We start from the raw sequence: 18,558 nt of genomic DNA, 5'->3' as shown, positions 1-18,558 counted from the left end.
ACACGCGGTCAAGGCCGCGCACGATTGTGTGCCAGAATGGGGACCTGCCCACATCCAGAGGAATCCATGGCCGACTACAAGAACCCCAGCTACGTGGCCCGCTCCATGCACCCGCGTTTCGATGAACTGACCTCGCCCGGCGAAGCCGTGCCGTATTCGGGCATCTACCGCTGCGACGGCTGCGCGCACGAGATCGTCTCGACGGAAGGCCACGTCATGCCGCCGCAAAACCACCACCAGCACAGCAGCGAACAGGGCCCCATCCGCTGGCGCCTGATCGTCAGCCCGCGCTGATTGACATGCGCCAGGCGGCGGACGATACTTGATTGATCCCGGATCGCCATTGGAACGTCACTGGAACACCAGCATGCGCATCGTCGATTTTGAAGTCCGCAAGGAGTGCCCGCCGCAGCTGTGCGACTGCGAACGCGAGCGGCTGCTCGACGATCCGCAGGCGGACCTGTCCATCCTGCGCCTGAGCCTGACGGAAGAAAAGCGCCTGCTGGCGCACATCGAGGGTATCGCCACATATGCGCAACTGCAGAAACTGCAGCGGCTGTTGAAGAGCAATCTGGGCGTGGAATTGCAGATCGCGCCGGGCAGCGGCGAAGTGCGCACCGTGCGCGGCTTCCAGATCCGCCTGCTGGAGCGGCCCGGCCTGTGCCGCAAGACGCGCGCCGCCATTCCCGCCGCCGTGCGCCGCTGCCTGGCCGCGCATCCCGAGATCGCGTTTGCGATATTGAATGAAAATGATTTGCTCGGTGGGATGCGGGCCGAGTAGGTCGGATTAGCGGGCACCGCGTAATCCGACATCATTGTTGGCGTATGGGCGAATGTCGGATTACGCTCCGCTAATCCGACCTACGCCGTCACGCTGGCACGAATGGGAATGACCTTGCCCTTCGCTTCGCGCGCCCGCAACTGCCCGCAGCCGCCCTCCACGTCCTGCCCGGCCGAATCGCGCAATTTGGTCAGCACGCCGCGCGCGTGCAGGGCGGCGGCGATGGCCCGCGCCTTGTCCCAGCTGGGACGCCTGAACGGCAAGTCATCGATGGTGTTATACGGGATCATGTTGAGCACCGCGTACTTGCCCTGCAAGAGCGCGACGATGCCGTCCATCTCGTCGTCGCCATCGTTGACGCCCTCCATCAGCGTCCATTGATACTGCACCGGATAGCCGGTCAGGCGCGCATACGCTTCGCCGAAGTCCACCAGCTCGCGCGGGGTGAGCCTGGGCGCGCGCGGCAGCAGCTGTTCGCGCAGCGCCGGCTTCGTCGTGTGCAGCGACAGGGCCAGCGCCGGCTTGACCCGCCCCTGCGGCAGGCGTTCGAAGGCACGCGGGTCGCCCACGGTGGAGAACACGAGGTTCTTGTGGCCGATATTGCCCTCCGTGCCCAGCAGCTCGATCGCTTCCATCACATTGTTCAGGTTATGCGCCGGTTCGCCCATGCCCATGAAGACGACTTTTTTGACGGGACGCAAGGTGCGCGCCAGCACCACCTGCGCCACGATCTCGCCGCTGGTCACTTGCCGGATCAAGCCGTCACGGCCCGTCATGCAGAACTGGCAGCCGACGGCGCAGCCCACCTGGCTCGACACGCACAGGCCGTCGCGCGGCAGCAGCACGCTTTCCACCGTCTGGCCGTCGTGCAGCCCCACCAGCAGGCGCGCCGAACCGTCGGCACCCGGATGGGTGCTGAGCAGTTTCAGCATGCCCTGCAGTTCGAGGTCGAGCGCAGGCAAGGCGTCGCGCACGGGCAGCGGCAAAAAGTCTTCGGCGCGGCGCCGGCCCTGGTCGTGCGGCTGGCCCTGTATCCAGTCGCGCAACACGCGCTGTTCGTGCAGAGGCTTGGCGCCCAGGGCGCGCAGGCGCTGGCGGAGATGGTCGATTTGCATGGGATCTGAAATAAAAAACGGCGCGCCGGCAACAATGCGAGGCGCGCCGCGAATGGCAAGGAAAAGTCTTACACTTTCTTGACGAATTCCGTCTTCAAGCTCATGGAACCGAAGCCGTCGATCTTGCAATCGATGTCGTGGTCACTGTCGACCAGGCGGATGTTCTTGACCTTCGTGCCCATCTTGACGACACCGCCGCCGCCCTTCAATTTCAAGTCCTTGATGACGCTGACCGTGTCGCCGTCCTGCAGGATATTGCCGGCCGAATCGCGGTACACACGGGCGCCCTCTTCCACGGCTTCGCCAGCCGTGGCCGACCATTCATGCGCGCACTCAGGGCAGATCAACTGGCTGCCGTCTTCGTACGTGAATTCGGATTGGCATTGCGGGCATGGTGGTAATGTGCTCATTTTCTTCTCTGTCTGGTGAACAGCGCGTGCTGTAAAAGCCGACATTATACGGCCTACGCCCCGCATCAACGGGCTTTTTTCCCCATCATTATCAAGGCCGGCGAATAATCTCGATGGTGCTGTGGACGATTTCCTCGTGGATGCCGATGCGCGCGCGCAGTTCGGCGGCCGTCAATGCAGCATCGCGGCTGACGACGGACAAGGCGCACGAATACAGCTGCTTGCCGACTCGCCACACGTGCAGGTCGACGATGCGCGGCGTGTCGCCGGCGCTTTCCACTTCCACCGCTTCGCGGATTTCATCCACCACGGGGTGGTCCATCTCGCGGTCCAGCAAGACCTTGCCCGTGTCCAGCATCAGCTTTTTCGCCCACAGCGCCACCAGCACGGCGCCCGCGATACCCATCACGGGATCGAGCCACTGCCAGCCGTAAGCCCACGCGCCGGCCAGCGCCACGATGGCCAGCACGGACGTGGCCGCGTCGGCCAGCACGTGGATGTAGGCGGCCTTCATGTTCAGGTCTTCGCCATGGCCATGGTGGTCGTGGTGGTCATGGTGCCCGTGATGGTCATGATGGTCGTGGCCATGGTGGTGGTCGTGGTCGTGGTGGCCGCCGAGGATCAGCGCGCACACGAGGTTGACCGCCAGGCCGAAGGCCGCCACCGCCATCGCCTGCGGATAGTGGATGGGCTGCGGCGAGAACAGGCGCTCGACGGAAGCGGCCACCATCAGCACGGCCACGCCCAGCAGCAGGATGGCGCTCGTGTAGCCGGCCAGTACCTCGATCTTCCACGTGCCGAAGGCAAAGCGGGGGTCGCGCGCATAGCGGCGCGCGGCCGCATACGCAAACGCGGCCAGGCCGATGGCCAGCGCGTGCGAACTCATATGCCATCCATCGGCCAGCAGGGCCATGGAGTTGTACCACCAGCCGGCGACGATTTCCAGCACCATGGTGGCCAAGGTGATCCACATGACGATGCGCGCGCGGCGTTCCGCCTTGTCGCTGGCGGCACCGAAGACGTGTTCGTGCTGCCAGGCGGAGAGGTCTTCATTGAGGGATTGCGTTTTCATGACGTTCTCCTTATTTGAGGTAGGTGCGCAGGATGCCCGCGATGTCGTCGGCGCCCCTGGCCCGCTCCTCTCCGGAGATATCGGGACTGGCCACGTGCTCGCGCAAGTGCTCCTCGATCACTTCGGCCATCAGGCCATTGACGGCGCCGCGCACGGCGGCGATCAGCTGCAGCACTTCGCCGCAGTCGCGGCCCTCTTCCAGTCCCCGCTCCAGGCCTTCCACCTGTCCCTTGATGCGCTTGACGCGATTGAGCAGCCTGGTCTTGTTGTGTGCCGTGTGGCCCATAATTCACTCCGATAAATACTATAGGGGGGTATACTATCAGAGAACGCCACGACTACGTCAACAAAGCATACCCGCCTCAGGGAACGGGCGCGATCTTCTGCAGCTTGCTGGCCAGCGAAGCGTCGGACAATTCGCCCAGGTGCGTATCGGCCAGCCGCCCCTGCGCGTCATAAAACAGGGTGGTGGGCAGGGCCGAGGAACCGGCCGCCTTGCCCAGCGCCGCCTCGTCGTCGAGCACCACATTGCGCAGGGTCGCGCCGCTCCTGTCCAGGAAAGCGATGGCGGCGGTCGCATCCTCGCGCTGGTTCGCGTACACGAAGACGATATCGGCGCGCGCCTGCTGTGCGGCGGCCAGCACGGGCATCTCGCGCCGGCATGGCGGGCACCAGCTGGCCCACAAGTTGACCACCATGGGCTTGCCACCGGCCAGCGCCGCCAGGCTGGTGGAGGTGCCGTCGAGCGCATGCAGGGCCACGGCCGGCAAGGCCGCCGGCTTGTCGTACGCCAGCCCCAGCCCTGCGCTCAACACGCCCCAGGCCAGCGCACCGCAGGCCACGCTGATGGCCAGCGGCCGGCGCATGAGCGCCATGGCGGGACGCCGGCAGCGCCACGCGGCGATGGCCAGCGCGGCCGCGATGCCAGCCGGCGCCAGGAAGCCGCCGTCGCGGATATTGAGGATGGACGCGGGCGCGGCCAGATACTGTTCGTGCCAGCGCAGCACGAACGCCACGCGCGCCCCCAGCAGGCCGGCGATCAGCATGTCGGAAACGAGGGGGCCGGCGTCCGGCAGCCGGCGGTGCTTCCGCAGCCACCACGCCGCGCCGTAGGCGACGCACAGGGAAACGAACAACAGGACCAGGCCCGTGGGCAGGGCCAGGGGACCGATTTGCAGGGACAGCATGGGCGCTCGCTATGACATCGAATGGATGGCCATTCTGCCCCATGCGGATTAAGCAGGCGTTAATCCGGCATCAAAAATCGGCCAGCGCTTCCTTGCGCACGAAATGCATGGCTTGCGGCTGGTCCACCAGCACGCACTGCTTGCCCGTGCGCTTGCAATGGTCATGCACGCGCCAGTAGGCATCGTGGCTGACACAGCCCGTCTGGCAAATCACCAGGTCGGCCGCCACCAGACCGGCTTCCAGCGCCGCCGCGTCGTCGGCGCCGTCATCGCCGCCAGCGTGATGCAGGAAGCGCCCGCCGGCCTGCTCGATGGCCAGCTGCGCCACGTTGGCGCCAGCCGCGTGCTGTCCCGGCGCCAGACTTGAATAAGTGCCCACATACAGCACGGCTTTTTCGCGCACGTCGGCCTGCAAGGATGGCGCCGGCAGCCACTGCAGGCGCAGCAGCTCGCGCATCAGGTCCTGCACGCGCTCGCTGAGCCACTCGACCCGGCGGGCCAGCCGGGCTCGCGTCGGCAAGCCCGGCACGCTGGCCGCCAGTTCGGCCAGTTCATCGCGCGCCAGCGCCAGCCTGGAATCGCGGATCACCACCTGCGCCCGCGCGCGCATCAATTCCGACTCCAGCTGCGTGATGCGGGCCACCTGCGCCGCCAGCTGCGCACTGCAACGCGCCTGCGCCCGCCCATATTCGCCCATCAGTACGCGATGCTCGTGCGCGATCGCGTCCTCGTTGCCATACACACTGCCCATCATGCCCTCCTTCACCACCCGTGGCGCCATGGCGCCAGCCCATTGCATCCCCATAGCGCTGAATTATAAATGAGAATCATTATTATTTGTGTATGCACGTGCACGCAGCAGGGATATGCGAAGGCGACCGGCTTCACGCGGCCGGCGGGCATGACAGCATGCGTTTCCAGACATCGTCCTGCACTTGCCGCACCTGCCGCAGGGCATCGGGGCCGCGATAGATATCCAGCGTGTTCGGCCACGCGATATCGATGAACAACTGCCGTGCCGGATCGATCAGCAGCGACTGCCCCACATAGTTCCCCTTGATCTCACCCTTGTTGACGGCCAGCAGGCGCACGCCGCCGGCAAGCGCCCGCTCGTCCAGCGCCACGCCGCTGCGCTCGGCCACGTCGCGCAGCCAGCGCTCGCGCCAGCGCGCCTGCTCCGCGAACTGTCCCTGTGGCGGCCGGTCCAGCTTGACGACGGCCGCCACGGGACCGCCTGTGCCCGCCTGCAGCGAAAAGCCCATGCGCTCCTGCAGTTCGACCGTGTAGGCCTCCCCCTTGACGTCGATCTGGTAGCGCCCCGCCCCGTCCTGTACCAGCAGGTCGGCCTGATGGTAGGCAGGTTTGACGCAATTGGCGTACTGATAGGCGAGCACATCGAGGAATGGTGGTGCGGCCGGGGTGGACGCCGCCATGGCGGGCGACAGGCTGGCCCATAAGGCCGCTGCGGCCGCGTATTTGATCTTGCTCATGCTTGCTCCGGTTCACGTAAAAGACGATGACGGCCGAAAAATACCTGCGGCATGCCATCGAGCCGCTCATGGTAGCTATTTTGAATATTTCTTTCTGGCACAAGATTCAATTGAATCGCGCTTGTTGAATCACTATTTCTAGTATGTAATCTTGCAAACAAGTCATTACATCAACTACCAGTACGTTTCCCTCATCACACGGAGTCCCAGGCAATGTCCGCATTTTTCCATGTAAACGCATCTTCCTTACGCGTCGATCACGACGGCAGCCAGACAAGATGAACAATCGTCCATTCACTGAGCGGCGCCGCCAGCAATTTCTGGATGAAGAACTGTATGTCAAAACGCGCAGCAATCAATTTGCGCTGATTGCAGGAGGACTGGAAAACAAAAAGGTCGCCGACTCAGCGCAGGAAAATGCTTCCGTCCATCATTTTTTGTATTTAGAAGAACTCTGGATCTGGATGCTCGACTATACGGCGGGCGAGTCCATCGAGGCCTTGGCGCCGCGCATCGCGGGCATCGTGGATAAGTTTGAAGAATGGAATGCGGTCGATCAACTCTATCAGCAGGATGCGGCGCTTGAGTTTCCAGAGTTTGGGCCCTACGAATATGAGGGAGCACCAGAGTTTTACGTCCTGTCCGACTATGAGGACACCTTGCAACTGCTCAGCATTGCCATCCTGCTGCGCGATCACCGTTCGGTGCTGCGCATCATCCACGTGCTGCGCAGCCACCGTGGCCGCGATGGCCTGTTCGAGCAATTGATCGACGGATATGTGGAGGATGGACAAGCACTCGACGCCTGCATCATCGCCAGGCCCTATGACACCCTGCTGCAAGTGTTCTATGAGGAGGATGAGGAAGCGACCTTGGCCCTGCTCCAGAAATACCTGAAACAGTGGTATCCGGCCATGCGACATCATCCGCGCTGGTACAACGAGCATCTCAATATCAGCGAGGAAGGCTATGCCGGCTACTACGGCTACTGGGCATTCGAAGCGGGAGCGACGGTTTTCCTGCTCGACCTGGACGATAGCCAGGCCGCGCATCTGGTGTACCCCAGGGATCTGGTCGACTATGCGCGACGGCTACGCAAGGAAGGCCGCTACACCAGCGAAGTTACATGGCCGCAACCATAATCAGCAAGGGGCAAGGATGCAGACGCTGAACGAGCGGGATTTTTTGGCCCGGCGCAGGGAAGCGCGGCTGTCCTATGCCATCTACCTTGAAAGCAAGGAAAGCCAGGATGAGTGCTACGACATGGTGGCAGCCAGCTTGCAACAGCCGGCGCACGTGCTGCAACATATTCCACCAGAAAATTTCATGACGGCCACGCGCCAGCGGGCCTGGGATGGCGTCGACCAGCTAGCCCTCGCCTACAGCGCCGGTCACGCGCTGGATGAGTTGCGCGCCGCGTACTCCACGATACTCGCTTACTGGCTGGCGTTTGCCCGCTATGACATGGCATTTGACGCTCAGGCCGACGAAGCCGAACAGGGATTTCCCCACTTCGCCCTGCCCGGCGACGGCTACGAGCAGGTCAACCGCATGGTCTGCCTAGGCATTTTGCTGGGCTGCGGCAGTTTGCTGCCCCGACTGGCGCCCGTCATCGATTTCAATAACCATGAAAAGGATGGCTTGCTGGAGCGGCTGCTGGCATGCTTCGTCGCCGGCAGGGATGCCGCCTGGCCAAAGTGCACGCGCCATCTGCCCTACGTCAATACACTCAAGATATTCGCGGCAGAAAAAGATGCCCGTCCTGCGCTGATGCACGCTTATCTGCAGCAATGGTATGCAGCCAGCCGCCGCGAGCCCTATTACGACAGCCACCAGCGCGACACCTCGTTCTGGGGCTACTGGTCCTGGGAAGCGGCCGCCATCACCTGCGTGCTCGATATCGATGACAGCGGCTATCGCGGCGCGCCCTTCTATCCGGCCGACCTCGTGGCGTTCTGCCGGATGAACGGGATCGCCCCCGGCGCCACTGCGGCAACGCTGGACACGCAGCAACAACGACTGGACGAAGCATGAAAACCAGCACTGCCATCGCCACCGGCATCGCCATCGTTGCCGGACTCTGCTTTGCCATGCCCACGCTGTGGCGTGTCGCCACCAATCCCTTTCCGGGCATTTATTCCATCATCGACCCCGTCACTGGCGAGACCAAGGATGTCCTGAAAGTAAAATCGCTGCTGGGCGAGTACGTGGTACTCGCGCGCTTTGGCGGCCATGGTCCATGGACGGGCCCCATCTACGCCAAAGTCATGGGCAACGGCGACAGCTACGCGTCACCGCCACTGTTTCAGCAAGACCGCATGGTCAGCGCGCTATCGCTGGACGAGATCGGCTACCTCTACCACACGCCGGGCAACAGCGACTCACGCGTCGGCCCGTCCGATACCGGCTATATCAGCAGTATCGCGAGCTTCGGCATTACCCCCCTGTTCCACCGGCCCCTGCTTGCGGGCGGCAACGAGCGCGGTGAGCGGGGCTTGCACGCGTACACGCCCGGCGCCGGTGAGCGCAAGGTATCGGTCAGTACCTTGAACTACAGTCCGCGCATGATACAGGTGGGTATCAGTTCCGTCGCCGATCCCGACAACGCTGTCGATACCGATCCACTGAGTCCTTACATGAGCAGCGCCGCCAGCTGCTGCTTCTACCTGTCGGCGCAGGCCGCGGCGCCGTTGCAGGTCGAGCTCGAATATCGCTGGCTGCCCAAGGGCAAGCCTGAAGTGCTGGCCGTGACCTTGCCAGCCAACAGCGACGCCGACGAACTGCTGATACTGGTGCAGGCGGATGGAACAATGGGCGTGGAATTTCGCGCCCCCGGCAAGGACCTGGATCTGACGCCCGAGGGCGTCAGATCCATCAATGGCAAGCCGTATCCGCTGCCACCGGCCGCCGAGCGCAAGGCGCGCCTGGCTGCGGAACTGGCGCGAAGAAAACGCTTCTTGAAAGATATGTACAGGCTGCGGGACAAAGGCACGGGCGAATCTGTCGAGATGGCATATCAGCTGCGCTACCTGATCGACGAGTACGAGAAAACCATCACCTATCTGGAAACGTTTTCCACATGCACAGGTACCTTGGCAACGTGCGACAAGCAAGCCACGGCTGCAGCGCGCGCACCATAGCGCAGCAACGCCCAGGAAACGCCAAGCCGAACGGCGTCCTGACCGCCAGCCAGCCTGTCAGCGGCCCGGATGCGCGGGCGCCGCCAGCGCGCTGGCAGCGCCCGCATCGAGCTTGAACACGCCCACTTCCCGCACCAGACTGGCCGCCTGCTCTTCCAGGCTGCCGGCAGCGGCCGCCGCTTCCTCGACCAGGGCGGCATTCTGTTGCGTGACCTCATCCATCTGCGTGATGGCCTGGTTGACCTGTTCGATGCCCAGGCTCTGCTCCTGGCTGGCGGCGGCGATTTCGCTCATCAAGTCGACCACCTGCTTCACGGATGCCACGATCTTGTCCATCGTGGCGCCCGCCTCGTCCACCAGCTTGCTGCCCGCGTCGACGCGCTCGACCGAATCGCCGATCATGGCCTTGATTTCGCGCGCGGCACTGGCCGAACGTTGCGCCAGGCTGCGCACTTCGCTGGCGACGACGGCGAAGCCGCGTCCCTGCTCGCCCGCCCTGGCAGCCTCTACCGCTGCGTTCAAGGCCAGGATATTCGTCTGGAAAGCGATGCTGTCGATCACGTCGACGATATCGACGATCTTGCGCGAGCTGGCATTGATGGCGCCCATGGTATCGACCACGCGCCCGACCACCTGTCCACCCTGCACGGCAAATTCCGACGCCGACACCACCAGCTGGTTCGCCTGCCGCGCATTGTCGGCATTCTGCTTTACCGTGCTAGTCAGCTCCTTCATCGCGGACGCCGTTTCTTCCAGCGAACTGGCTTGCGCCTCCGTGCGCGACGACAGATCGAAATTGCCGGCCGCGATTTCGCGCGAAGCAATAGTGATGCTTTGCGTGCTGCTGCGCACCTGGCCCACGGTGTGCGACAGGCTGCCATTCATCGCTTCGAGGGCCTGCAGCAATTGACCAGGCTCGTCGGAAAAACGCTTGTCGACACGATTGCTCAAGTCGCCGGCCGCCACCCTCTGCGCGGCCAGCAACGCCTCCTGCAAGGGGCCGGTAATGCTGCGGCTGATCAGCACGGCGCCGGCGATGCTGACGCCCAGTGATGCCAGCAGCAAGCCCGCCAGCAGCACGGTTGCCGAGCGTGCCTTGTCGGCCGATTCGGTCTCGAACGCGGCCGAGCGCTTGCTGGTCATGTCGACCACGCGGTTGATGGCCGCCAGATGGCTGTCGTAGCTGGCGGCCATGGCCGCCATGGCAGTGGCCACGCCCGCCTTGTCCTGCCCCTGCAGCGCCGGGATGAAGCGCGTGAATGCCGTCTCATAGAATGCCACGGCAGGGGCATGCGCCTGCGTCAGCAAGGCTTCGGCGATATCGTGATCGAGATCCTGGGTACGCCAGAACTGATGGCGCGTGTCGTACTCGGCCTTCAAGGTTTTCAGGCGTTCGACCAGCTTGTCTTGCGCGCTTCTGTCTTCGGACGCCATCAGCTGGAAGGCGACCAGATACGATTCGAGGATGTATTCCGGCGGCGGCAGCACGTCGGCCACCAGGTCCTTGCCCTGTACGATGCGGTGATATACGGGGCCGTTGACCTTCAGTTCGTGCAGCACGCGCAGCGACCAGCCGCCATACACGATCAGGCCCAGCGAAAAGATGGCGACCAACAAGGCCAGCCGGCGCGACAGTTTGACTTGGCGAAGCAGCTGCATGTGCGTACCCCCTCGTTTATCCGGACCATGCCTCAATGCCGCCGGCATAGGCCGCGCTGGCCAGTATGAAATTTCTGCGCGGCATTTGTGGATTATGCAACTTTTTAAGGGGACTGGGCTGAATGCGGTGAAAAAGAATCTCTTGCTGAGCAAAGGCTGGCGCAGGCGCCCGCAGAGGCCGGCGCAGGCGCTGGCCGCTTCTGCCTGAGATGAGGGGACGGCGTTGGCCGCGCAGCGGCCAACGGGGCCGCGCGGGCGCGGCAGATGGGCGATTCGGAGAGCCTGCGCGCCCTTCAGGGCGCTCCGTCTTCGAATCCCACCGTTCCGTCCAGACAAATAAAAAAGCCTCCCGCAGGGGAGGCTTTTTTATTTGATTCTGGCGGAGACGGTGGGATTCGAACCCACGATACAGGTATAAGCCGTATGCATCCTTAGCAGGGATGTGCCTTCGGCCACTCGGCCACGTCTCCTAGCTGATTACTCAACTATGTCTCTGTAGCTAACTGCGCTGCAGCGACGAACGTCATAATATCGATTGCCCCCCCTTTGGTCAAGGGCGTGGGGCAATATTTTTGGATATTTAAGCTTTTTCCAGCTCGAACGCTTTATGCAGCGCGCGCACGGCCAGTTCCATGTACTTTTCATCGATCAGCACAGAGATCTTGATCTCGGAAGTGGAGATCATCATGATGTTGATGCCCTCTTCCGACAAGGTACGGAACATCTGCGATGCGACGCCCACATGGCTGCGCATGCCCACGCCGACGACGGACAGTTTCGACACTTTCGCGTCGCCCGTGATGCTGGCCGCGCCCAGTGCTTCGCGGTTCGCTTCCAGCACGGCCAGCGCGCGCGTGTATTCGCCGCGCGAGACGGTGAAGGTGAAGTCCGTTTTACCGTCGACCGACTGATTCTGTATGATCATGTCGACTTCGATATTCGCGTCCGCCACCGGTCCCAGGATGTGGTAGGCCACGCCTGGACGGTCCGGCACGCCGAGCACGGTGATTTTGGCTTCATCGCGGTTGAAGGCGATGCCGGAGATGACTGCTTGTTCCATGTTTGTATCTTCCTCAAACGAAATCAGGGTGCCTGAATTGGCTTCTATTTCCAGCGGCAACATCGGGTCGGTCAGCGACGACAGCACGCGCGTGGGGACGCGGTAGTTGCCGGCGAATTCCACCGAACGCGTTTGCAGCACTTTGGAGCCCAGCGAAGCCAGTTCCAGCATTTCTTCAAAGGTGATGGTCTTCAGGCGGCGCGCCTCGGAAACCACGCGCGGGTCGGTCGTGTAGACGCCGTCGACGTCCGTGAAGATCAGGCATTCGGACGCCTTCATGGCGGCGGCGATCGCCACGGCAGAGGTATCGGAACCGCCGCGGCCCAGGGTCGCGATGTTATCGTGTTCGTCGACGCCCTGGAAACCGGTAATGATGACGATCTTGCCCGCATCGAGGTCGCGTTTGACTTTTTCGTCATCGATCGACTGGATGCGTGCCTTGGTAAAGGCGGAATCGGTCTTGATCGCGACTTGCCAGCCAGCATAGGATACGGCTTGTTTGCCGATCGCCAGCAGTGCCATCGACAATAGGCCGACGGACACCTGTTCGCCTGTCGAGGCGATCATGTCAAGTTCACGGGGATCGGGTTGATCCATGATTTCCTTGGCCAGTCCAATCAGGCGGTTGGTTTCGCCCGACATGGCGGATGGCACCACCACGATTTGATGCCCGGCGTCGTGCCACTTGGCAACGCGCTTGGCGACATTCTTGATACGGTCAGTCGAGCCCATCGACGTACCGCCATATTTGTGGACGATTAAAGCCATAAGAGTGAAGTTTCCGCTCAAGAAGAATAAAAAAGGAGGGCTTTACTCTACATGCCGCAATGCAAAATAACAAGCTAAAAAGCGCATTAGCTCATACCGATTGTACATATGGAAATAACCAATCCATGCAGTCCAGCTGGCTGGAGCAGCCACTTGGCGACCGCCCCGGGAGTGGCCGTGGAGGCTGCCCCTGCGCTCAGCAGGAGAGCCAGCGCAAGGTCACGCGAGGACGGTCCAGCAGACTCAGACAATGGCAGTCGAGGCCGATACCGGCCGCGTACAGCAATTGTTGCGCCGCACAGACAAGCGGCAGGCGTTCGCGCTCCCAGGCGGGCACGTCGAACGCCTGGTAATGGTATTTCAAGCTCTTGGTGGGACGGTTCAGGGCCAGCTTCAGGCGCTCGCCCCCCTGGCGAAAATCGATGGTCAGTGTCTGTGCTTGCAGCCAGGCAATATCAATACCTTGCCCGCCCTCTTCCACCGCGTCGAAATGCAGCACGCCGCCATACGCGGGAAAGGCCAGACTCGCTTCGCCCTGCCACGTAAATTGCTGGCCGGCCTTTTCCAGGCCGGGAATACCGGCATCGTCACGCTCGCGCATGCCGGCCAGATCATCGAGCTTCGGCGTCAGATATAAACGGTCGCGGTGGCGCCGCACGTGGCATTCGGGGTGCGTGACCAGCAGTTGCGCATCGGGCCGCGCTTCCAGCAGTTGCGCCAGCATTTCCGCCAGCCATGCCGTCGACGGCATGCGCAAGCCGCGCGTGCCGAACCAGTGGCGCAGCAGGTTGTAGCAACGGTCCGCGCTCAGCGCGCGCAATTTCGCCAGTTCGATGCAGTCGCCATCGAGGCACATTGCCAAATCCTGCGTCGCCAGTTCCGTCAGCAGGCGCTGCGCCGATTGCGCGTGCTGGGCGCTGCGGGCGAAGCGTTCCTGGAAACCGGGAAACGCCTGCGCCAGCACGGGCATCACCTGATGCCGCAGGGCATTGCGGGCAAAGCGGGGATCGTCGTTCGACTCGTCATGGATGTGCGCGATCGCATGCTTCGCCACATACGCTTCGAGCTGTTTGCGCGACACGGAAAGCAGCGGGCGCGCCATCACCAGGTCCGGGTTTCCCAGCAGCTCGGGCGCACTGTTGGCGCCATCCATGCCGGACAGGCCCGCCGTGCCCGAGCCGCGCAGCAATTGCAGCAGCACCGTTTCCGCCTGGTCGTCCTGGTGGTGGGCCGTCAGCAGCAGGCGCACGCCGTGCGCGGCGCACAGCTCGCCCAGGGCCGCGTAGCGGCGCTTGCGGGCCGCCTCTTCCGTGCCCGTCTTCGCATTCTTTTCCAGGGTGACCTTGCGCGCCTCGAAGGCGATACCCATGCCGGCGCACAACTGCGCGCAGTGGGCCAGCCAGGCATCCGCGTTCAGGCTCAGGCCGTGGTGCACGTGAAACGCGTAAAGAAACACACCCTGCTCTTGCGCCCAGGCATGCGCCAGGTGCAGCAGGGCCGCGGAATCGAGGCCGCCGCTCAGGGCGATGCCGACGGTGCTGCCGGGTGCAGGTGCGCAGGCGTCCAGCGCGCGGGCGAAGATGTCGGGCACGGTGGCGGTTTGTTGCTTTTTCATTCGGACTCCGGGAATGCAAAGAGGGACAGGCGGCTAAACGGATGGTGTCGTTTAGCGGACTGTCCCTGGTAACTCTTGATATTTTGTCGGATTACGTCTTGTCGGATTACGTCTTGTCGGCTTACGTCTTGTCGGCTTACGCTGCGCTAAGCCGACCTACGCCGACCTACGCCGACCTACCTCGACCGGAGCCGACTTGCGCTGGCTTACTCGCTCGGCGTGGTTTCCTTGAACTTGCCGTAGCTCAGCAGTTTCTCGTGGCGCGCGGCCAGCAGGTCCTTGGTTTTCATGCCCTGGAACTGGCGCAGGGTGTCGGCCAGTGCGCGTTTGAGCAAGGTGGCCATCTGTTTCGGATCGCGGTGGGCGCCGCCCAGCGGTTCGTTGATGATCTTGTCGATCAGGCCCATGGCTTTCAGGCGGTGGGCAGTCAGACCCAGCGCTTCGGCCGCGTCGGAGGCGCGCTCGGCGCTCTTCCACAGGATCGAGGCGCAGCCTTCCGGCGAGATCACGGCGTAGGTCGAGTATTGCAGCATCAGCACGGCATCGCCCACGGCGATGGCCAGCGCGCCGCCGGAACCGCCTTCACCGATGATGGTGGCGATCAGCGGCACTTTCAGTTCGGCCATCACGTACAGGTTGTGGCCGATCGCTTCCGACTGGCCACGCTCTTCCGCGTCGATGCCGGGGAAGGCGCCTGGCGTGTCGACGAAGGTGAAGATGGGCAGGTTGAACTTTTCCGCCACTTTCATCAGGCGCATGGCCTTGCGGTAGCCTTCCGGTTTCGGCATGCCGAAATTGCGCATGGCGCGCTCTTTCGTGTCGCGGCCCTTCTGGTGGCCGATGACCATGCACGGCTGGCCGTTGAAGCGGGCCAGGCCGCCGACGACGGACAGATCGTCCGCGTAGCTGCGGTCGCCATGCAATTCGTGGAAATCGGTAAAGATTTCATTCACGTAATCCATGGTGTAGGGGCGTTGCGGGTGGCGCGCGATCTGCGCCACTTGCCAAGGGGTCAGCTTGGCGTAGATATCCTTGGTCAGCTGCTGGCTCTTCTTGGCCAGGCGGTCGATCTCTTCCGAGATGTCGACGGCCGAATCGTCTTGCACGAAGCGCAACTCTTCGATCTTGGAATCGAGTTCCGCGATCGGCTGTTCAAAATTGAGGAAAGTCGTTTTAGTCATTGTACCTCCAGGTTTTACCGGCCACGGCGCCAGGGCGCGCGGCGTCATCTATGTTTATTTTACCGTACCGGCTGGTGCGCCGGGGGCTGCATCGGGTGCGGCAGGGGCGGCTGCAGGGTCGAGACTGCGCCACAAATACCACGTCGCCACGGTGCGCCACGGTTCCCAATTGGCGGAAACTTCGCGCGCATCGCTGCGGGAAACGGGTTCGCCGGAGAAGTAATTGACGCTGATGCCCTGGATCAAACCAGGGTCGTCGAGCGGCAAGACATTCGGCCGGAGCAGATTAAATATCAGAAACATCTCGGCTGTCCAGCGGCCGATGCCGCGGATCTGCACCAGTTCGGCGATGACGGCTTCGTCATCCATCTGGTCCCACTGGCTCGCGTGCACGCGCTTGGCCTTGAAATGGTCGGCCAGGTCGAGGATGTATTCGGTCTTGCGTTTGGACAAACCGCAGGCGGACAATTGCTCGGCGCCCGCCTTCAATACTTGCGAAGGCGTGCATTTCGGGCAAGCCAGCAGCAGCTTTTTCCAGGCGGCATCGGCCGCCTTGGGCGTGATCTGCTGGCCCACCAGCGAACGGGCCAGGGTGGTAAACGGGTCGCTGTGGCCGACAAGGTGCAGGTCGCCAAATTGCGGGATGAGCTTTTTCATGATGCGGTCGCGCTTCATCAGCTCGATCTTCGCCTCTTCCCAGTAATGCGGCACCTGGATCACCTGCGCAGCGATTACTGGCGCTTCCCCGTTTTCCCTGGACGTCGCCATCATGCGCGACGCCAGTTGGTCGAGCCGTCAGGCTTGTCTTCAAGAATGATGCCTGCGGCCAGCAAGTCGGCGCGGATTTTGTCGGACTGGGCAAAGTCGCGCGCCTTTTTCGCCGCGCTGCGCGCCGCAATCGCCGCTTCGATGCCGGCCGCCTCGTCCTGGCCGCCGGCGGCGCCGACGGTCGCCTGCAGGAATTGCTGCGGCGTGCGTTCCAGCAAGCCGAACACGCCCGCCAGGCCCTTCAATTGACGCGCCAGGGCGGGCGACTTGCTCTTGTTGACTTCCGTTGCCAGGTCGAACAGGGCAGCCACGGCCAGCGGCGTATTGAAATCGTCGTCCATCGCTTCGCGCACGCGCACGGCATGCGCTTCGCTCCAGTCAATGGCGCCCTCTTCCACCGCCACGTCGGCCAGCGCCGTGTACAGGCGCGTCAGCGACAGGCGCGCATCATCGAGGTGCACGTCCGAGTAATTCAGGGGGCTGCGGTAGTGCGCGCGCAGGATGAAGAAGCGGATCACTTCGGCATCGAACTTTTGCAGCACTTCGCGGATGGTGAAGAAATTGCCGAGCGACTTGGACATTTTTTCATTGTCCAGGCGCACGAAGCCGTTATGGATCCAGTAATTGACGCTGGTGTGGCCGAACGCGCCTTCGGATTGGGCGATCTCGTTTTCGTGGTGCGGGAATTGCAAGTCCGCGCCGCCGCCATGGATGTCGAACTGTTCGCCAAGCAAGGCGCAAGACATGGCCGAGCACTCGATATGCCAGCCCGGGCGGCCCTTGCCCCACTTCGAATCCCATTTGACTTCTTCCGGCTCGGACTCCTTCGACGACTTCCACAGCACGAAGTCGAGCGGATCGCGCTTGCCCGTGTTGACGTCGACACGCTCGCCCGCGCGCAGGTCGTCGAGCGACTTGCCCGACAGCTTGCCGTAGTGGGGGAAATTGCGCACGGCGTAATTGACGTCGCCGTCCGCGCCCTGGTAAGCCAGGTCCTTCGCTTCGAGCTGCTCGATCAGGCGCAGCATCTGCGGCACGTATTCGGTGGCGCGCGGCGTGTGGTCGGGCGTCAAAATGCCCAGCGCGGCCGTGTCTTCATCCATGTACTGGGTGAAACGCGTCGTCAGCTGGGAAATCGTCTCACCGTTTTTCACGGCGCGGCGGATGATCTTGTCGTCGATGTCCGTAATGTTGCGCACATAGGTGACATCGAAACCGGACGCCTTCAGCCAGCGGTAGATGACGTCGAACGCCATCATCATGCGCGCATGGCCGATATGGCAATAATCGTAGATGGTCATGCCGCACACGTACATGCGTACCTTGCCCGCTTCCATCGGGACGAATACCTGCTTCTCGCGAGCCAGGGTGTTGTAAATCTTTAGATTGCTCATCGTACTTTGCAAGTGAAGCGGCCGCCAGCCTGGCAAAACGACAGACAGGCGCGGACACCGGGGGTGCCGCGCCACTGAACTGCCGTGTGCGCCGAAAACTGTCGACCCGCTATATTGTTGTTCTTGTTTGTTAGAATTGGGGCGTTAGCGGTCAAGTATAACATTGATAAAAACCATACTGGCCCGATATGAATCAGGTTTTTACGATGTTCAACCGAATTTTCAGCTCTTTACAATTAAAGCAAGTTTAGAGAAAAATAACGATCAAGGACGCCTTCATGCAAGAAACCAAATCGAAACGCCTGTCTTTCCTGGCCCGCTTTTGCACCCTGTTTGCCGGCCTGACGCTGGGCAGCGCCGTCGTGGCGGCCGCTCCGGCGACCGCCCTCGACCCCACGCCCCATGTGGCCCTGAAAACCAGCATGGGCGAAATCGTGCTGGAACTGAATCAGGAAAAAGCGCCGCAAAGCGTGGCCAATTTCTTGCAGTATGTCAAAAGCGGTTATTACAAGGGCACGGTGTTTCACCGCGTCATCGACGGCTTCATGATACAGGGCGGCGGCTTCGACAAGAACATGAAGCAGAAAGCCACCAAGGCGCCGATCAAGAATGAAGCGCAGAACGGCTTGCAAAACGTCACCTACAGCATCGCCATGGCGCGCACGGGCGATCCGCATTCGGCCACCGCGCAATTCTTTATCAACGTCAACGACAACGGCGCGCTCGACTACCCTGGCCGCGACGGCTTCGGCTACACGGTGTTCGGCAAAGTCATCAAAGGCATGGACGTGGTCGACAAGATCAAGGCCGTGCCCGTGGCAGACAAGGGACCGCACCAGAACGTGCCCGTCACCCCCGTGGTGATCGAATCGGCGACTTTACTCAAGTCCGCGCCCGCAAAACTGTAAAATAGCGTTT

The 18,558-nt window shown here is 62.3% G+C and carries 19 protein-coding genes and 1 tRNA gene; 6 read left to right on the top strand and 14 right to left on the bottom strand.

Annotated features, from left to right (window positions below):
* The first annotated feature begins 66 nt into the window (after positions 1-66).
* Both AC1RBA_RS25070 and AC1RBA_RS25065 read left to right on the top strand, forming a co-directional pair.
* The gene (locus tag AC1RBA_RS25070; protein WP_077402374.1) at positions 67-294 is read left to right on the top strand and encodes a hypothetical protein; all 228 of its coding nucleotides are present in this window, start codon (positions 67-69) and stop codon (positions 292-294) included.
* 73 nt (positions 295-367) lie between these two features.
* Positions 368-781, top strand: coding sequence for a hypothetical protein (locus AC1RBA_RS25065; protein ID WP_492420199.1), 414 nt, complete (start codon positions 368-370; stop codon positions 779-781).
* An 80-nt stretch (positions 782-861) separates the two neighbouring features.
* Here AC1RBA_RS25065 and AC1RBA_RS25060 read toward each other — a convergent pair whose 3' ends face one another.
* From AC1RBA_RS25060 to AC1RBA_RS25030, 7 genes are all read right to left on the bottom strand, one after another.
* Positions 862-1,896, bottom strand: a complete 1,035-nt coding sequence (locus tag AC1RBA_RS25060) for an RNA methyltransferase (protein WP_070289809.1) — start codon at positions 1,894-1,896, stop codon at positions 862-864.
* 68 nt (positions 1,897-1,964) lie between these two features.
* The gene (locus tag AC1RBA_RS25055) at positions 1,965-2,306 is read right to left on the bottom strand and encodes a zinc ribbon domain-containing protein YjdM (protein ID WP_070218308.1); all 342 of its coding nucleotides are present in this window, start codon (positions 2,304-2,306) and stop codon (positions 1,965-1,967) included.
* Between the two features lie 91 nt (positions 2,307-2,397).
* Positions 2,398-3,378, bottom strand: coding sequence for a CDF family Co(II)/Ni(II) efflux transporter DmeF (gene dmeF / locus AC1RBA_RS25050; protein WP_492420079.1), 981 nt, complete (start codon positions 3,376-3,378; stop codon positions 2,398-2,400).
* 10 nt (positions 3,379-3,388) lie between these two features.
* On the bottom strand, positions 3,389-3,664 hold the full coding sequence (locus tag AC1RBA_RS25045; protein WP_086138316.1) for a metal/formaldehyde-sensitive transcriptional repressor: 276 nt from the start codon (positions 3,662-3,664) through the stop codon (positions 3,389-3,391).
* 76 nt (positions 3,665-3,740) lie between these two features.
* Complete coding sequence (locus AC1RBA_RS25040) at positions 3,741-4,565, bottom strand: TlpA disulfide reductase family protein (protein WP_070311923.1); 825 nt, start codon at positions 4,563-4,565, stop codon at positions 3,741-3,743.
* Between the two features lie 70 nt (positions 4,566-4,635).
* Positions 4,636-5,316: a DUF2325 domain-containing protein gene (locus AC1RBA_RS25035; RefSeq protein WP_492420197.1), complete on the bottom strand. Its 681-nt coding sequence runs from the start codon at positions 5,314-5,316 to the stop codon at positions 4,636-4,638.
* Between the two features lie 133 nt (positions 5,317-5,449).
* Positions 5,450-6,055, bottom strand: coding sequence for a hypothetical protein (locus AC1RBA_RS25030; protein WP_492420078.1), 606 nt, complete (start codon positions 6,053-6,055; stop codon positions 5,450-5,452).
* A gap of 278 nt (positions 6,056-6,333) precedes the next feature.
* Here AC1RBA_RS25030 and AC1RBA_RS25025 point away from each other — a divergent pair, with 278 nt between their 5' ends.
* From AC1RBA_RS25025 to AC1RBA_RS25015, 3 genes are read left to right on the top strand one after another with little or no spacing between them, the layout of a single operon-like run.
* A complete protein-coding gene (locus AC1RBA_RS25025) occupies positions 6,334-7,197 on the top strand; it encodes a PoNe immunity protein domain-containing protein (protein WP_492420077.1) in 864 nt (287 codons plus the stop codon).
* Positions 7,198-7,213: 16 nt separating this feature from the next.
* A complete protein-coding gene (locus AC1RBA_RS25020) occupies positions 7,214-8,089 on the top strand; it encodes a PoNe immunity protein domain-containing protein (RefSeq protein WP_492420076.1) in 876 nt (291 codons plus the stop codon).
* Positions 8,086-9,195 (top strand): hypothetical protein, encoded by a 1,110-nt coding sequence (locus AC1RBA_RS25015; protein ID WP_492420075.1) that lies wholly within the window; start codon positions 8,086-8,088, stop codon positions 9,193-9,195. The genes AC1RBA_RS25020 and AC1RBA_RS25015 overlap by 4 nt, the downstream gene beginning before the upstream one ends.
* A gap of 57 nt (positions 9,196-9,252) precedes the next feature.
* On the opposite strand, the gene AC1RBA_RS25010 is transcribed toward AC1RBA_RS25015, so the two are convergent.
* The 7 genes from AC1RBA_RS25010 to cysS form a co-directional block, all read right to left on the bottom strand.
* Positions 9,253-10,854, bottom strand: coding sequence for a methyl-accepting chemotaxis protein (locus tag AC1RBA_RS25010; protein ID WP_492420074.1), 1,602 nt, complete (start codon positions 10,852-10,854; stop codon positions 9,253-9,255).
* A 377-nt stretch (positions 10,855-11,231) separates the two neighbouring features.
* Positions 11,232-11,324 (bottom strand) — tRNA-Ser (locus tag AC1RBA_RS25005).
* Positions 11,325-11,434: 110 nt separating this feature from the next.
* Positions 11,435-12,682 carry an aspartate kinase gene (locus tag AC1RBA_RS25000; protein ID WP_070221317.1) on the bottom strand — a complete coding sequence of 416 codons (1,248 nt, stop codon included), beginning with the start codon at positions 12,680-12,682 and terminating at the stop codon, positions 11,435-11,437.
* A 196-nt stretch (positions 12,683-12,878) separates the two neighbouring features.
* Complete coding sequence (tilS, locus tag AC1RBA_RS24995; RefSeq protein WP_492420073.1) at positions 12,879-14,297, bottom strand: tRNA lysidine(34) synthetase TilS; 1,419 nt, start codon at positions 14,295-14,297, stop codon at positions 12,879-12,881.
* A gap of 206 nt (positions 14,298-14,503) precedes the next feature.
* Positions 14,504-15,478: an acetyl-CoA carboxylase carboxyltransferase subunit alpha gene (locus AC1RBA_RS24990; RefSeq protein WP_034784047.1), complete on the bottom strand. Its 975-nt coding sequence runs from the start codon at positions 15,476-15,478 to the stop codon at positions 14,504-14,506.
* 54 nt (positions 15,479-15,532) lie between these two features.
* Positions 15,533-16,246: a DNA-3-methyladenine glycosylase family protein gene (locus AC1RBA_RS24985; RefSeq protein WP_492420195.1), complete on the bottom strand. Its 714-nt coding sequence runs from the start codon at positions 16,244-16,246 to the stop codon at positions 15,533-15,535.
* Positions 16,246-17,640: a cysteine--tRNA ligase gene (gene cysS, locus AC1RBA_RS24980; RefSeq protein ID WP_492420072.1), complete on the bottom strand. Its 1,395-nt coding sequence runs from the start codon at positions 17,638-17,640 to the stop codon at positions 16,246-16,248. The genes AC1RBA_RS24985 and cysS overlap by 1 nt, the downstream gene beginning before the upstream one ends.
* 278 nt (positions 17,641-17,918) lie before the next feature.
* Here cysS and AC1RBA_RS24975 point away from each other — a divergent pair, with 278 nt between their 5' ends.
* Positions 17,919-18,548, top strand: coding sequence for a peptidylprolyl isomerase (locus tag AC1RBA_RS24975; RefSeq protein WP_175444739.1), 630 nt, complete (start codon positions 17,919-17,921; stop codon positions 18,546-18,548).
* The last annotated feature ends 10 nt before the right edge of the window (positions 18,549-18,558 follow it).

The sequence above is a fragment of the Janthinobacterium sp. GW823-FHT03B06 genome (assembly GCF_058796955.1).
Note: the sequence above shows the minus strand (reverse complement) of the source record. Positions and strands in the feature narration are given on the sequence as shown.

Coding starts and splice junctions, on each gene's coding strand:
- AC1RBA_RS25055 (WP_070218308.1), bottom strand. CDS start 2,306: ATGAGCACATTACCACCATGCCCGCAATGCCAATCCGAATTCACGTAC.
- AC1RBA_RS24975 (WP_175444739.1), top strand. CDS start 17,919: ATGCAAGAAACCAAATCGAAACGCCTGTCTTTCCTGGCCCGCTTTTGC.
- AC1RBA_RS24985 (WP_492420195.1), bottom strand. CDS start 16,246: ATGGCGACGTCCAGGGAAAACGGGGAAGCGCCAGTAATCGCTGCGCAG.
- AC1RBA_RS25010 (WP_492420074.1), bottom strand. CDS start 10,854: ATGCAGCTGCTTCGCCAAGTCAAACTGTCGCGCCGGCTGGCCTTGTTG.
- cysS (WP_492420072.1), bottom strand. CDS start 17,640: ATGAGCAATCTAAAGATTTACAACACCCTGGCTCGCGAGAAGCAGGTA.
- AC1RBA_RS25000 (WP_070221317.1), bottom strand. CDS start 12,682: ATGGCTTTAATCGTCCACAAATATGGCGGTACGTCGATGGGCTCGACT.
- AC1RBA_RS25020 (WP_492420076.1), top strand. CDS start 7,214: ATGCAGACGCTGAACGAGCGGGATTTTTTGGCCCGGCGCAGGGAAGCG.
- AC1RBA_RS25070 (WP_077402374.1), top strand. CDS start 67: ATGGCCGACTACAAGAACCCCAGCTACGTGGCCCGCTCCATGCACCCG.
- AC1RBA_RS25065 (WP_492420199.1), top strand. CDS start 368: ATGCGCATCGTCGATTTTGAAGTCCGCAAGGAGTGCCCGCCGCAGCTG.
- AC1RBA_RS25060 (WP_070289809.1), bottom strand. CDS start 1,896: ATGCAAATCGACCATCTCCGCCAGCGCCTGCGCGCCCTGGGCGCCAAG.
- AC1RBA_RS25025 (WP_492420077.1), top strand. CDS start 6,334: ATGAACAATCGTCCATTCACTGAGCGGCGCCGCCAGCAATTTCTGGAT.
- AC1RBA_RS25040 (WP_070311923.1), bottom strand. CDS start 4,565: ATGCTGTCCCTGCAAATCGGTCCCCTGGCCCTGCCCACGGGCCTGGTC.
- dmeF (WP_492420079.1), bottom strand. CDS start 3,378: ATGAAAACGCAATCCCTCAATGAAGACCTCTCCGCCTGGCAGCACGAA.
- AC1RBA_RS25015 (WP_492420075.1), top strand. CDS start 8,086: ATGAAAACCAGCACTGCCATCGCCACCGGCATCGCCATCGTTGCCGGA.
- AC1RBA_RS24990 (WP_034784047.1), bottom strand. CDS start 15,478: ATGACTAAAACGACTTTCCTCAATTTTGAACAGCCGATCGCGGAACTC.
- AC1RBA_RS25035 (WP_492420197.1), bottom strand. CDS start 5,316: ATGGGCAGTGTGTATGGCAACGAGGACGCGATCGCGCACGAGCATCGC.
- AC1RBA_RS25045 (WP_086138316.1), bottom strand. CDS start 3,664: ATGGGCCACACGGCACACAACAAGACCAGGCTGCTCAATCGCGTCAAG.
- AC1RBA_RS25030 (WP_492420078.1), bottom strand. CDS start 6,055: ATGAGCAAGATCAAATACGCGGCCGCAGCGGCCTTATGGGCCAGCCTG.
- tilS (WP_492420073.1), bottom strand. CDS start 14,297: ATGAAAAAGCAACAAACCGCCACCGTGCCCGACATCTTCGCCCGCGCG.